The 13,008-nt window shown below is 52.1% G+C and carries 12 protein-coding genes; 6 read left to right on the top strand and 6 right to left on the bottom strand.

Going from position 1 to position 13,008, the window contains the following annotated elements:
* Window positions 1-117: 117 nt before the first annotated feature.
* The 3 genes from HXY34_01150 to HXY34_01140 all read left to right on the top strand — a co-directional run bounded on the left by HXY34_01150 (window position 118) and on the right by HXY34_01140 (window position 2,656).
* Entirely contained in the window at window positions 118-1,326 is a 1,209-nt protein-coding gene (locus HXY34_01150; protein NWF94728.1) for a proteasome-activating nucleotidase, read from the top strand.
* A gap of 22 nt (window positions 1,327-1,348) precedes the next feature.
* The gene (locus HXY34_01145) at window positions 1,349-2,176 is read left to right on the top strand and encodes a class I SAM-dependent methyltransferase family protein (GenBank protein ID NWF94727.1); all 828 of its coding nucleotides are present in this window, start codon (window positions 1,349-1,351) and stop codon (window positions 2,174-2,176) included.
* A gap of 90 nt (window positions 2,177-2,266) precedes the next feature.
* Complete coding sequence (locus HXY34_01140; protein ID NWF94726.1) at window positions 2,267-2,656, top strand: Nascent polypeptide-associated complex protein; 390 nt, start codon at window positions 2,267-2,269, stop codon at window positions 2,654-2,656.
* Between the two features lie 324 nt (window positions 2,657-2,980).
* On the opposite strand, the gene HXY34_01135 is transcribed toward HXY34_01140, so the two are convergent.
* Window positions 2,981-3,610 carry a V-type ATP synthase subunit D gene (locus HXY34_01135; GenBank protein NWF94725.1) on the bottom strand — a complete coding sequence of 210 codons (630 nt, stop codon included), beginning with the start codon at window positions 3,608-3,610 and terminating at the stop codon, window positions 2,981-2,983.
* A 30-nt stretch (window positions 3,611-3,640) separates the two neighbouring features.
* Window positions 3,641-3,919, bottom strand: coding sequence for a hypothetical protein (locus HXY34_01130; protein ID NWF94724.1), 279 nt, complete (start codon window positions 3,917-3,919; stop codon window positions 3,641-3,643).
* A gap of 416 nt (window positions 3,920-4,335) precedes the next feature.
* Here HXY34_01130 and HXY34_01125 point away from each other — a divergent pair, with 416 nt between their 5' ends.
* Window positions 4,336-5,193: a hypothetical protein gene (locus HXY34_01125; GenBank protein NWF94723.1), complete on the top strand. Its 858-nt coding sequence runs from the start codon at window positions 4,336-4,338 to the stop codon at window positions 5,191-5,193.
* Window positions 5,194-5,517, top strand: coding sequence for a hypothetical protein (locus tag HXY34_01120; protein ID NWF94722.1), 324 nt, complete (start codon window positions 5,194-5,196; stop codon window positions 5,515-5,517). It begins immediately after the preceding gene.
* 289 nt (window positions 5,518-5,806) lie between these two features.
* Here the strand turns inward: HXY34_01120 and HXY34_01115 are convergent, their stop codons facing one another.
* From HXY34_01115 to HXY34_01100, 4 genes are all read right to left on the bottom strand, one after another.
* Entirely contained in the window at window positions 5,807-7,210 is a 1,404-nt protein-coding gene (locus HXY34_01115) for a CoA-binding protein (protein NWF94721.1), read from the bottom strand.
* 62 nt (window positions 7,211-7,272) lie between these two features.
* The gene (locus HXY34_01110; protein NWF94720.1) at window positions 7,273-8,490 is read right to left on the bottom strand and encodes a hypothetical protein; all 1,218 of its coding nucleotides are present in this window, start codon (window positions 8,488-8,490) and stop codon (window positions 7,273-7,275) included.
* Between the two features lie 743 nt (window positions 8,491-9,233).
* Entirely contained in the window at window positions 9,234-9,770 is a 537-nt protein-coding gene (locus tag HXY34_01105; GenBank protein ID NWF94719.1) for a hypothetical protein, read from the bottom strand.
* 207 nt (window positions 9,771-9,977) lie between these two features.
* Window positions 9,978-10,394, bottom strand: a complete 417-nt coding sequence (locus tag HXY34_01100) for a hypothetical protein (GenBank protein NWF94718.1) — start codon at window positions 10,392-10,394, stop codon at window positions 9,978-9,980.
* A 236-nt stretch (window positions 10,395-10,630) separates the two neighbouring features.
* On the opposite strand from HXY34_01100, the gene hypF reads away from it, so the two are divergent.
* Complete coding sequence (gene hypF, locus HXY34_01095) at window positions 10,631-13,003, top strand: carbamoyltransferase HypF (GenBank protein NWF94717.1); 2,373 nt, start codon at window positions 10,631-10,633, stop codon at window positions 13,001-13,003.
* Window positions 13,004-13,008: the final 5 nt, after the last annotated feature.

Genomic DNA, 13,008 nt, shown 5'->3' with positions numbered 1-13,008 from the left:
GACAACCTGCGTTCCTCACGAATCAGAGGGGACCATTGCAAATAAAGGTTGTCGGCAGAGGATTGATGCGAAGATAGCCTTAAAACATCAGGAACAGATGGGGAGCTGAGGTGTCGGATGTTGCCGAGTACTGCTGACGAAAAGAAGGATGAATCGGTTGAGGAGGGTGAAGAAGTCTGCTCGCAGAGCTACACAAGACACCTTGAGAGAAGACTGAGGGCGCTAGAGACCGAGAAGCAGATACTGCATGCGGAAAGGAGCAGACTCGAAAAGGAAACCCAGACTCTCAGGACTGAACTCGAGAAGCTTAGGCAAGCACCCTTGATTACCGCAAGCATAATCGAGATGCTTGACGACGGTAGAGCGGTTGTCAAGAGCTCAACTGGTCCCAATTTCGTGGTGCATGTTTCCTCGTCAGTGCCAAGGGAGAAGCTGCAGCCAGGGGCGCGCGTGGCGCTGAATCAGCGGTCGTTTGCTGTGACACAGGAGCTGCCTCCTTCTCGTGACCCAATGATTAGAGCCATGGAGATTGAGGAAGCACCTAACGTTTCCTATGCGGACATAGGTGGTCTAAGGGAACAGCTTCAGGAAATCAGGGAAACTGTCGAGCTGCCGCTATTGAAGCCAGAGGTCTTCAAGCAGGTGGGAATTGAACCTCCAAAGGGAGTGCTCCTCACAGGTCTTCCCGGTACAGGAAAGACCCTATGCGCGAGGGCAGTGGCACACGAAACCAAGGCTACATTCATCCGAGTCATAGGATCTGAGCTCGTACAGAAGTTCATTGGAGAGGGAGCTAGGCTTGTGCGTGAGATTTTCATGATGGCCAAGGAGAAGGCCCCTGCCATCGTGTTCATCGACGAGCTGGATGCCGTTGGGTCTCAGAGGCTAGACGTTGCAACTTCTGGGGACCGTGAGGTTCAACGGACACTGATGCAACTGCTTAGTGAGCTAGACGGCTTTGAAGCAAGAGGAGAGGTGGCAGTACTAGGTGCGACGAACAGACCGGACATTCTCGATCCGGCCCTACTGCGCCCTGGCAGGTTCGACAGAATCATAGAGTTCCCACAGCCAGATGAGTCAAGCAGGCGTGACATATTCTCCATTCACACTAGGGGAATGAATCTTGACCAGGATGTTGACTTTGGTGTACTTGTGTCTGCTACAAAGGGCAGGACTGGAGCAGACATAAAGGCCATTTGCACCGAGGCGGGAATGTACGCCATACGCGACGACAGAGTCATTGTCAAGCAGGAGGACTTCAGAAGGGCGATTCAGAAGATGGAGGGTAGGACCGGAGAGAGAAGTCCTGCGGGCATGTACTGCTAGTGAATCCTGCCGCAGCGTGGTAATGATGGACTATTCATCGTTCCTCAGGACGAGACTAAGCGGCCTGGTACCTGAGGATGCCAAGACTCCACCCGGGTATCATCTCGTAGGACATGTTGCCCTACTACGCATTGATGAGCAGTGGATGCCATTCGCGGAGGAGATAGGCAGGGCGACTCTCGACTACAGCAAGAGGATACGGTCCGTCGCTGTGAGAGAGGGACCCACAGCTGGGGTGTTCCGAGTGCCGCAGTACAGGGTGGTGGCTGGTTCAAGAAGCACAGAAACGACACACACGGAGTTCGGGGTGCACTATCGACTTGACCCAACACGAATTACCTTCTCGCCGGGTAACCTGAACGAGAGAAGGCACATGGCACGTTTGGTTCAGAAATCTGAGCGTGTAGTAGACATGTTCGCATGCGTCGGGCAATTCTCGCTTCCTATCGCACGAATTGCAGGCGCGGAGGTAACATCAATCGAAATCAACCCGGAGGCGTACTCCTATCTACTAGAGGGCATCCGACTCAACGGACTGCAACGCCGCGTCCATCCGATACTTGGGGACTGCAGAGACGAGCATCCGGTGGGAGAGGCGGACCGAGTCCTGCTAGGCTACTTACACAAGACCGAGGACTATCTCCCTCACGCACTCTCGACTCTGAGGGAAACAGGTGGGTGGATTCATCTGCATCGTGCGATTCATCCAAGTGAACTGAGCAGTTTCAAGTCTGAAGTCATTCGGAGATGCGAGGATCACGGATTCACCTGCACCTTACAGGTAAGGCATATCAAGACGTACTCGATGGGAGTCGTACATATCGTCCTTGACATTGCTGTTTCACGTTGACCTACGAACACTGAAGCACAAGCGTTTTATCCCATACATGGAATCTTGTTGATCGAGACACTAGTCAATCCATGCCGTTACGGCGAGGGGTTGGTCATGGGTTTTAGAGGAACATCCCCCAAGCAACTGGCCCGCATGATGAAGAGGATGGGTATCGAGCAGAAGGATCTATCGGGTGTCAGAGAGGTACTGATCCGTTTTGATGACAAGGAGTGGCTGATCAAGAGCCCTCAGGTCACAATGATAAGACAACCGGGGGGAGAGGTCTTTCAGGTGGTAGGCTCAAGAACAGAACGGCCTCGCACCAGTGGTGCTCAGGAAGAGCCCGAGAAGCTAGCTCCACAAGTGAAGCAGATTCCCATGGAAGACGCAGCTCTCGTGGCGGGACAGACGGGTGTTAGCATCGAGGCAGCGATGGAAGCACTCAAGGAAACAGGAGGCGACCTAGCAGCTGCGATACTGCGGCTGCGTCACTCCTGAGAGGAAGAATGTCCTGCTCGGAAGCCATATGCACATGTGAGCATGTCCTCTTTGGTACGTACCTTCACCGTGCTACACTCAGGAGTAGGACACTGGTGTGAGTACAATGCAAGTTTGCGTGGATGCACTCTATTGTTGCGGGCGTGCGTTTGAGATGCCATGTCGGGATGCCATGTGGGCCAAGCTACGCAGAGATTAGAAAGCCCGACTGTGATACTGTACACGTATTAGTAGTAATACAGTCAGCATAGAACGAGGTAATCTAGTTAGCGCCAAGAAACCGGATACATAGTAGGAACATCGCAGTAGCAGGACACAATCGAACTAGGCGTGGACTAGCTGCTGCTTTACAAGTTTGATGCGATAGAAGTCCTCACGCTCCCGTTCCTCCAATGCGAGTTTGATGAATTGTGCTGTGGCCTCAAGCCTGGGAATCACAACTGATTCGAGTGCTGAAACCCTTCGCTTGGTTCGTTCAATCTCCAGAGCCAATCGTCGGACTGTCGATTCGATTTCAGCAAGTCGTGCTATTGCCTTAAGAGCTGCAGCGAACTTGCTGCTCATGGAGTCGAGTTGCGAGCTCGAGTCGACGAGCGAGTAAGGCAGCTCCGGAAAACGTTGTCGGATGGATATCAAAGGTACACGGACGCCCATCATGGATCGCGTCGAGATGTCCATGTCAGTTTCAATTCTGCTAGCGTAAGAGAACTCCACCACGCGAGAAGGGCCCATTATCATCTTTGCCTTGGTGAGAGACGAAAAGGCTTCGGAGAGAGCCGAGTCGACCTGAGACCTAGCCTCCTTGATCTCGGCTATAGCATTGAAGAACTCCATGATCAGCGAGTCTCTCTTCTCTTTGAGCAAATCGTGACCACGCTCGGCAAGTCGCATGCGGTTCCTGAGTCGGAGAAGTTCCATGCGAGTGGTCTTGGTGCCGGGCAGTATCTTGCTCATTTCAACCAACCTGAGTAGGATAGGCTGTTTCTATGCTAGGGTGAAGACTATTGCTGAGAACAGCACAACAAAGGCACAAGCGGATAGCCACTGCGTCAGGTATCTACGGAGCATGGCCGGATTGTCTTCGATGCTGCCTGAAACCACAAATGTCATTATAGATATGAAGAGAAACACAAAGGGCAACGCGACTGCGCGAGGACTCAACGGCGTGTGCGTTGTCTGGATGACAAGCGCTAGACCTCCAAAGATGAGGAAGGAGAGAATCATCAAGGATGTGAGGACGTTCTGAACTGACTCCAGTTCCATAGATCTCGACTCCTTTCCTAGAGTGTAGGTAGTCACCTTCGTGGACGATTGAAAAAGGTTGTGTATCAGAGGACTCTGTTGCAGAAGTCAGGTAAGGAGTCTGCAGATTGGTCGTCGCACTGCCTGGTTCGTAAGAGATGACACACGGGGCCACCTCATATGCCGCTTCTAGCCCTGAAGTGAGGAGTTGATGCCAACCATGCAAAGTCCTGTGAACCGCATTGCTTATATTGGCAGCCATTGGATTAGGCTGTATTACGACAGATACCAGTGATACAATATTATGGAGATGATCAGTTACGACGATTGCCATTCATGAGAGTGCGCTCGTACGCCACTTCAACACCCGTAAGGAGGTCCTTCGAGCATGGGAAGAGAAACTAGGATTTCGATTCTCGCCCTTCAAGGGTTACAAGATGCCGGACTCTCGCACGTATGTTGAGTTTCCAGACTTCCTTGACAGCATAGTGGACCTAGTGCTAACGAACGAGCGTCACATCTTCATCAGGGGACCTGTTGGGTCCGGCAAGAGCACGCTCATGTTGCTTGCACTTAGAGACCTGCCCACACTAGCGGACCGAAAGGGAAACCGCTTCATTACTGGATACGTGGGCATGACTGGACTCTATGAGAAACAGATGTCAGCTGCCATCGCAGACTCCTTGAGAGTGAAGTACCGCAGGTCATGGGAATCAAGTCAGATTGTAGAAGCGGTAGCCGAGGAGTGTGTGAGGAGATACCTTGAGGAGAAGTATCGAACCGCACTCTTCATCGAGGATGTCGCTGACAATCAGGAGGCGGCCTTTCACAAGCTCAGATACCTTGCCGACTTGCCATCTCAAGAGATGGTCGACACTCACAAGGGAGAGCTCGACGAGCCAATAGTGACATTGGTAATGAGTGGGACAATTGAGTACTGGAATGCTATGCTCAGCTATCTGCCTCAGATTGCGGACAGAACGGAACCATTGGATGTTCCACCGCTAGATGATTTGAAGGCAAGGGAGTTCATAGGGAGAAGACTAGCCTATGCGCAGGGTAAGATAGATCGTTTCGACCCAGAGAACTTCAGCGTGTATCCATTCTCAGAGGAGACAATAGCAGTGCTAAATGCGGCAGCAAAGGGTAATCCCAGGGATTTGAGAATGCTTGCCAGAGGCTGTCAGCAAGTCGCTGCCGAGAATCTAAGGAGAACAGGAAGTCCGGAGATTGACACTGGAATAGCAGAGCTTGTTGCCGAAGCATATGCTGCAATCCTGAAGGAGGTCCACTAGATGAGTATCCTGGGGAAGTACAGAAAGGAAGCTGACAAGGAAACTGAGAGCAGCTCTGCCACAGAGGCTTCACAAAGGGAAACAGCACGAGTCAAGACCGTTGCAAAGACAGCGCCCCCCACGAAACCTCAGGGGGAGAGTGTACCCAACAAGGAAAGAAAGAGTCCAATTGTGTCGTTCTCAATACCTTCGGACCTCCGACAGTGCCTTCAAGCCATAAGAAGAGCAAAGGCAATCAACCTGAGCATGTGGGTTGAACGACAGCTGCGTCTTGCAATCGAAGAGGAGTTTCCGGATGTGGCCAAGCAGTACCTTGAATCGTAGTATTACGCGTGATACGACAAAGGTCAAGAAATGGGAGGTTCGGCAAAGCACCTTGAGCCATTCGCTGTGGGAGCTTGGCGGGAACTCAAACGATACGAGCATGCGTGGTGCAAGTGACACCTAGATGCTCTTGGCTGCGCGCGGCCAGTCTCTGTACACCTTTGTCACTTCGAATGAGATGGCTGAGAGAATCAGAGCGGAAGGAGCATAGCAGAGCCGACGTGAGTCAGGTGCTCTGCCATGACCTGAGCTCATTCGGGTGGGTGCTTCATGCTCAGAGAGAATGGTGCTACTCCGAGACTCTGCGGATAGCATGTCCGTGTAATTCCGCATACTCGGCGACTTTGGACATACACATTGCGGCTGTGGAGGGATCGTCATAGCATGGAATTCGGTTCATCTCGAGAAGGTCTTTTCCGGGTTTGCCAACTTCACCCGCAAGCCAAACGCCAACCACGGGCTTGTCAGTTTCCACGCTGCGTGCTCCCTCGATTGTTCCCGCGGCGTGTTCGGTCTGTGTCATGCCAGCAAAGGTTGGCACTGCGCAGATAGCAAGAAGCATGTCAATCCTAGGGTCTGCGAGGAGAAGCTCCGTAGCGGCCTTGTAATCCTGTCTCCCACCGCTAGCCACAACATCAACGGGGTTCTCAGTCGACGCAAGGGGGGACAGAAGCCGCTTGAGTTCCTGTTCGGTATTGTAGCTGAGTCGCGGGATGCATAGCCCATAGCTAGAGGCCGCATCAGCTGCCAAGACTCCAGCTCCGCCCGTATTACTAATGATACCAATATTACGACCTTTGGGAAGTGGCTGATAGTCGAAGAGCTTCGCTATCTCGAAGAGCGAGTCAAAGGTCGGAGCCTCGACGCAGCCAGTCTGCTTCAGGACAGACTGGAATAATATGGTAGAGCCAGCCATTGATCCGGTATGCGACTGTGTCGCTCTGCTCCCTGCCTCACTCTTACCGCCCTTTAGTACGACTACAGGTTTTCGAGAGGCGGTCCTTCGGAGCGACTCGAAAAGCTCACGACCATTATCAACGCCCTCGATATAGACGGTCACAACTGAGGTCCTCGTGTCATTTGAGAAGTAGTCCAGTATCTCAGTGAATGACACATCAGCTGCATTGCCTATGCTCGCAAACTTGCTTATCCCAATTCGCTTTGTCCTTGTAGTGTATATCATCATGCCTCCGAGTGCGCCGCTCTGGGATACCAGTGCAACGCTACCCCGTTCGGGCATCATTGTGAAGGTTCCATTGAACAGGCGGCTGTTTGAAACGCCGACACAGTTTGGGCCTATGACACGTACTCCTGCCGCCTTGGCAGCCTGTACCAACTCGGCTTCCAGCTGAGCACCCTCACCGCCAACTTCACTGAAACCCCCTGAGATCACAACCGCGCACCTTGCTCCCGCCTGCCGCACTTCCCGCATCAGAGCAGGACAATACTTCGCAGCGACTACCACAATCACTAGGTCCACGGGATGCGGCAATTCCTGAAGTGAACCATACGCTCTCGCGCCTAGTACTGTGGGTCGCCCCTTTGTGATTGGGTAGACTTCAACCTCGGACGCTAGCAGATTCATGAGAACAGTGTTGCCCAGCTTCCTGTAGTCCGATGAGGCACCGACAAGCGCAACTCGGCGAGGGTTGAAGAAGGGGTCAAGTTCGTGAGGAGAGGATGTGCCTGACATGACAGAGTGGTTCCCTTCTCATTCACGATTTATCTCTGCCGAGTGAGCTTGTATGACTCGTATTACGCATCATACATCTTGGTTTTCTTTGTCCATGACTGCTGACGAAGCAACAATCGCAGTTGTGATCTCCTCTTGCAGGAGCCGAGTGTTGCAGAACGAATCAGGGGCTCTGCCACGGGAGAGACCCTGTGAATAGCTTGGAGGGATGCAAGAGAGGCCTCTAGGCACTCGCGACGACTTGTGTTGCAGACTTGTTCAAGCAGTATCTCTACCGAGGACTCATGGTGGAAACAACCCAATGCATTCAGAGCAGGGACTGCGAGTCTGACATCTAGCTCTTTAGCAATGAGACCCAGTGTACTTGTAGATTCAAGTGCACGCACAGTGACGTGATCGCCCACTCTCGATAAGACTTCTCGATAGCGGCTGCTGCTTGGAGCTTCAACGTATCTTGACACCGACTCCCTAAGCATATAGTCCAGACGAGCGAGCGAGAGTCGACTACCCAGAGTTCTCATTTCGACCGTATCACAGAGAACTATCGAGCTTAGTAGCCGCGTGTAGAGGGGGTTGGATGGACCCCTTATACCACGAGCTTGATGAGCGCAAGCCGACTCACGGTTAGGGCGGCGTTGTAATACACGTATGCCATCTATTACACGAGAGTCCGACACGGAGTACCCCACCGCACCCAAGTCCGTCAGGAGCTGCCGCCCGCTCTCTGTGAACCACACACTGGTCACATCTTGAATACCGCTCAGATCAAGGGATGAAAGAAACTCCATCTCACGTAGATGTGCCCGTTCGATTTCATGATTGAGTTCCTCTGAGGCATGATTGGGAATAACCTCAAAGAACACAGAGTCACCGCCAGCAATCTGTTCTCGCGACTTTGCAAGCACAAGGGACTTAAAGCGCATACTCGCCTCTGCCAGCGAGTTGCATGAAGTCAGGTGGCCAAGCAATTCTGTAATGTCTATATCCGCCGGCTCAAGCCCGGAGCATGAGAAGAGCTCAAAGACTTGCTCACGATACTTGAGAATCTCAAGAGAAAGGGTTGGTCCACCAATGAGAGGTGGAGCTCTGTAGCGCTGCTTCTGAGCCGAAGCGAGGACCTCCAGCGCGCGGGGCCAACCATGCTCCTGTTCGAGATGACCAATCAAATCCACCAGGTCACGACTTCGCCGATCACCTATTGCATCTGCAACCGTCTGGATTGTACTCTCAATGGCTGCTGACTCTGCTATGTCATGTACCTTGGAAAGGAACCATGGCAATCTCTTGGCGCCACCCAAATGAATCACGCCCACTGACATTGCATTCAGAGCGAACAGAACCTCGACGGTCAAGTGCATTGAAAGGTTTTATTGTGAGCAAGTAGTAGTCGTAGGACGTGTAATACGATAGGACTCGTACACTCTGATGAGGACATGTCGTCGATTCAGTTGCCACTCTGGATTGTTCTAGAATTAGAACTATCTATGGGTTTGGTACTACCTAGCACGAGTGTGTCGTTAGACATATCGAAAGGCATACGATGGTAATCTTGATGCTGACGGTATCTCTATCTCCTCGTCAAGAACCTCCAAGAAGATCCGTGGCTTCAATGAAAACACTCAGAGTCGTGCCCAAGTGTTGATGTGTCTACGACACGCTCGTGCGATTTGTCCGGCGACAACCTCTTGCATATGCAACTCCAATCTCAAACAACTGACTCCTGTGTGAAGGTACTAGGGATATGAAGGTTAGTTGCCGCAGACATTCTTCAAGGTGCACGATTAGCTATAATCTGTGAGTGACAGTCCTATCGAAACACAGACACTTCAGCAAAGGTTGTCCGATGCCTCAATCAACTTTGGAGAGGAACCGAAGTGCCTGCATCTGTACATGACAGGACACTTCCGACAGACCGAATCAATCCAACAGTAATCAGTCTCGCACTGAGGGTCTAGTTTCACACGAATTACAACTAGTGCGCGGCAATTGAGGCAACAATCATTACATACGAGTAATACTAGTATTACATCTCGCGCATTTGACTAGCGCGTGACTTCAGGACCAGCGGCAGACCTAGGCCCTCGAGGGCTGAAACAATGGTTTCCTCAGCGACCCTGTACACTTCGAGATCCTCGCTTGTTAGAGTGCTGCGTCCCGCTAGAGCATCCCTGATGCGACGGTAGTTGCCAATCCGAGCTGCTATCTCCTCAAACGGACGGAAGACCGGTTGGTCAAACAGTCCCAGATATGCGAGCAGCAACATGGTGTAGATGCTTTGAATCACGTTTCTTCTCGCTTGGCGTAGTGTCCTGTTGTATGAGCCGCGTGAAACACCCCTCTTGCTACGACTCTTGCGGGTCCTAAGAGAGGCCTTCTGTTCATACGGAACATGGGACTTGAGCGCGTCTTCGATGACCAAGTCGAGTAGTAGAGTCTCCAATTGTGCCTCAGTGAGGTTGGAGTTCCGTAGCAGGATTTTCATTACAGGCTCCCGAAGGACTTGCCGGGGCGCGGTGGCTGCGTCTCGAAGAGCCACATGTATGTCTTCAGTTCTTGTCACTCGTTTCGACCACCCACAGAAGCCACGAATCATTCCTCTGGAAACGCGTCCGAAGCGGTTACTGACGGCCGAATGGGCTGTCAATCTCCGTTTCAGAGAGATACCCGCTACGGATACACTTTTGTATACACCGGAGCACAACCTATAAACCTGTCTGGGGAATGGGTCGCAAGAACAAGACTCCGCCAGACATTCATCCACCACTTGTCAATCGGATGGCACAGTCCAATCTAAACTGGAAGAACCTCGAACGAAGCCAAGAATAAGGTTCCCCCGGATCTCGTCGAACTTGAAGACACCAAACACATGGCCCTCCCTTGCGGAATCCCATTGGAAGCGACCTCGCGCAAGAAGATACTGAAAGAGTGCTCTGCACTGCTTGCGAGTTGTAGCAAAGAGCGTCCTGAAACGTCTGCGCTGTGACGGCCTGATGCCCCATCGCTCATACACAAAACGATTTGCAAGTGCATTGCTGGAAACAAGAATGGACTTTCGCCCCGGGAGGCCATCCTTCCTGGCCTCAAGCAAGACTCTCCTAAGGCAGTCAGGCAGCGTAGCCAGTGCCGACTCTGTGACCCTTGGTTCAAGGAATGTAGACTCATTGTTCCTCTCAAGTGTACTCAATTCGCATCACAATACTGTGCGCACAGCACTTTAAGAGCCCCTACACAACCCGTATTACGCGTATTGCTTGTATGAATACCAATAGTAGTATGAAAGTGCAGTGTGTTTCAGTTACGCAAATCAGATGAGGGAACTGTCGTCCGGTTGGTCAACAGTGAGATAGCACCGGGCAACTCTGTGACTGCTTCACTGACTTAATATGACAAGTACGTGCCTGTACCGTCGGGTCTTTCGAGTTGCAAGTCAGAGCAGAGATCTCCATCACGGGTGTTGTGCAAGGAGTCGGCTTCAGACCCTTCGTATACGCTATTGCGAAGGGTCTTTCACTCGCAGGATATGTACTGAACCGCGGCGACGCCGGAGTTCTCATTGTAGCTGAGGGAGAGCGGTCAAGGATTGAAGAACTCATTCGCTGTGTGTCGACAGACCCACCTTCCATCGCGCATATTGAGTCGCTCGACGTGGTCTGGCGGGACTCTATCCAAGGACTCACAGACTTCACCATCAAGCCCTCCACGATTGAAAGAAGGACGAATGCAACACCAGAGATACCACCAGACATAGCAGTTTGCAAGGATTGCGTGCGCGAACTCCTCGACCCAAGCTCAAGGTGGCATGAGTATCCGTTCACATCTTGTGCCGCGTGTGGACCAAGATACTCCACCATCATGTCGCTTCCATATGACAGACCAAACACCACGATGGTGGACTTTCCACTGTGTAGTACCTGTAATACGGGTTATACGAACCCAACAGACAGAAGGTACCATGCACAGACGACTGCGTGTGGTGTCTGTGGGCCATCCTACCGACTACATGACCATAGAGGGGAACCTGTCGTAACAGCCAACCTATTTGAACACGTAGGTCGCCTGATTGATAACGGGCAAGTCCTGGCTGTCCAAGGAATCGGTGGCACACATCTGGTTACCAAGACGACCGAACCTGAAGCTATTCTTGAGCTTCGCAAAAGGAAGAAGCGGTCTCAGCGTCCCTTTGCGATAATGGTCAGAGACCTGACGATCCTTAAGACGTTCGCGAATCCCACTTCAGAAGAAGAGGAGATTCTCGTTTCTTGGCGGCGACCTGTCGTGCTGGTTCGCAAGCGAGAGAAGGGCGAGTCAGATGACTATGAGACCATGTTACGCGTATCAACGGTAATACCGCACGAGTCACTTGAAGCCATATCGCCTGGACTAGACACTATAGGCGTGATGCTACCATATTCGCCATTACAGTACATGCTCTTCAGATACTCACGGGAACCAGCACTTGTAATGACAAGCGCCAATCACTCAGGAACACCCATGCACATCCAGCCAGAGACAATCATCTCCAGCTTGCAGGGCGTTTCAGACTACTTTCTTCTTCACAACCGCCGCATAAGTCAAAGAGTGGATGATTCTGTGATCAAGATGGTCGGATCGAAACCGCTCTTCATTCGGAGAGGACGTGGCTATGCACCAGAGTCGCTTCGCCTGATGGCATCTTGGAAGGAAACAGACGTCATTGCAGTGGGCGCTGAGGAGAAGATCACTGGGTCCATACTGAAGTCCAACGTCCTGTATCAGACCCAGCATATCGGAGATGGAGATAGGGTTGAAACACTTGATTTCCTCTCAGAAGCTCTCACACATGTCAAGCGTCTGGTAGGCGTGGAAAGAGTAAGCGGAATAGCCTGCGACCTTCATCCTGAGTTTCTAACCACCGAATATGCAGAGAGGTTGGCCTCCTTGGAGGGAGTGCCTTTGTTCAGAGTACAACACCACCACGCACACCTTGCAGCACTAGTATTGGACCACGGCTTTCCAGCTGATACCCGTATTACGTGTATCACCGTTGACGGGTATGGATACGGAGCCGACGGAAATGCATGGGGAGGGGAGATTCTGACAGGAGGACTCTCCCGATTCCATAGAGATGGGGGTCTCATGGAGTGGGAGATACCATCAGGAGACCTCTCTGCAAGGTATCCTGCTAGGACTCTGCTCGCATTGATGAGCAGAAACCTTGACAACAGCATCATTGGCTCACTGCGAGGCTGCCGGATTGCCGAGAAACTCACCGTGACAGAGGAGACTTGCTCCATAATAGCTGAATCCATCAAACACCACATCAATGTAGTGACCACCACAAGTGCAGGCAGGTTCCTTGATGCAGTAGCCCTCATTCTCGGGATTTGCTCCGAGAACAGCTACGACGGCGAATGCCCGATGAAACTTGAGGCGGCGGCCAGACCTACGGACATCAGGATAGAGCGCGAATACCACTCTACTGATGGACGAACTCAACTAGACACAGTCGCGGCATTGACCACAATCCATGACCTGATGAAAAGGGGTGTGCCTAGGGCCCAGCTGGCATACGCCGCCCAGTTCTTCCTGGGCGATGGATTGGCAGAGCTCGCCTGCGACATTGCAGAAGAATCTGGAACAATTCACATCGGGTTGTCAGGTGGAGTCGCCCTTAACAGGATAGTGACCGATGCAGTAGTTGCAAGGGTGCGATCTCGTGGCCTACAACCTCTTGTACATACGAGAGTTGCTCCAGGAGACCCCGGTGTATCTGTAGGCCAAGCAGCAGTGGCTGCAATGAAGCTTGCCGTTTAGATGAA

It is taken from the genome of Candidatus Thorarchaeota archaeon (assembly GCA_013388835.1).
In the GTDB taxonomy this organism is placed as follows: Archaea; Asgardarchaeota; Thorarchaeia; order Thorarchaeales; family Thorarchaeaceae; genus JACAEL01.
This window is presented reverse-complemented; position numbering and strand designations above follow the sequence as displayed.

Coding starts and splice junctions, on each gene's coding strand:
- HXY34_01150 (NWF94728.1), top strand. CDS start 118: ATGTTGCCGAGTACTGCTGACGAAAAGAAGGATGAATCGGTTGAGGAG.
- HXY34_01120 (NWF94722.1), top strand. CDS start 5,194: ATGAGTATCCTGGGGAAGTACAGAAAGGAAGCTGACAAGGAAACTGAG.
- HXY34_01145 (NWF94727.1), top strand. CDS start 1,349: ATGATGGACTATTCATCGTTCCTCAGGACGAGACTAAGCGGCCTGGTA.
- HXY34_01125 (NWF94723.1), top strand. CDS start 4,336: ATGCCGGACTCTCGCACGTATGTTGAGTTTCCAGACTTCCTTGACAGC.
- HXY34_01135 (NWF94725.1), bottom strand. CDS start 3,610: ATGAGCAAGATACTGCCCGGCACCAAGACCACTCGCATGGAACTTCTC.
- HXY34_01115 (NWF94721.1), bottom strand. CDS start 7,210: ATGTCAGGCACATCCTCTCCTCACGAACTTGACCCCTTCTTCAACCCT.
- HXY34_01130 (NWF94724.1), bottom strand. CDS start 3,919: ATGGAACTGGAGTCAGTTCAGAACGTCCTCACATCCTTGATGATTCTC.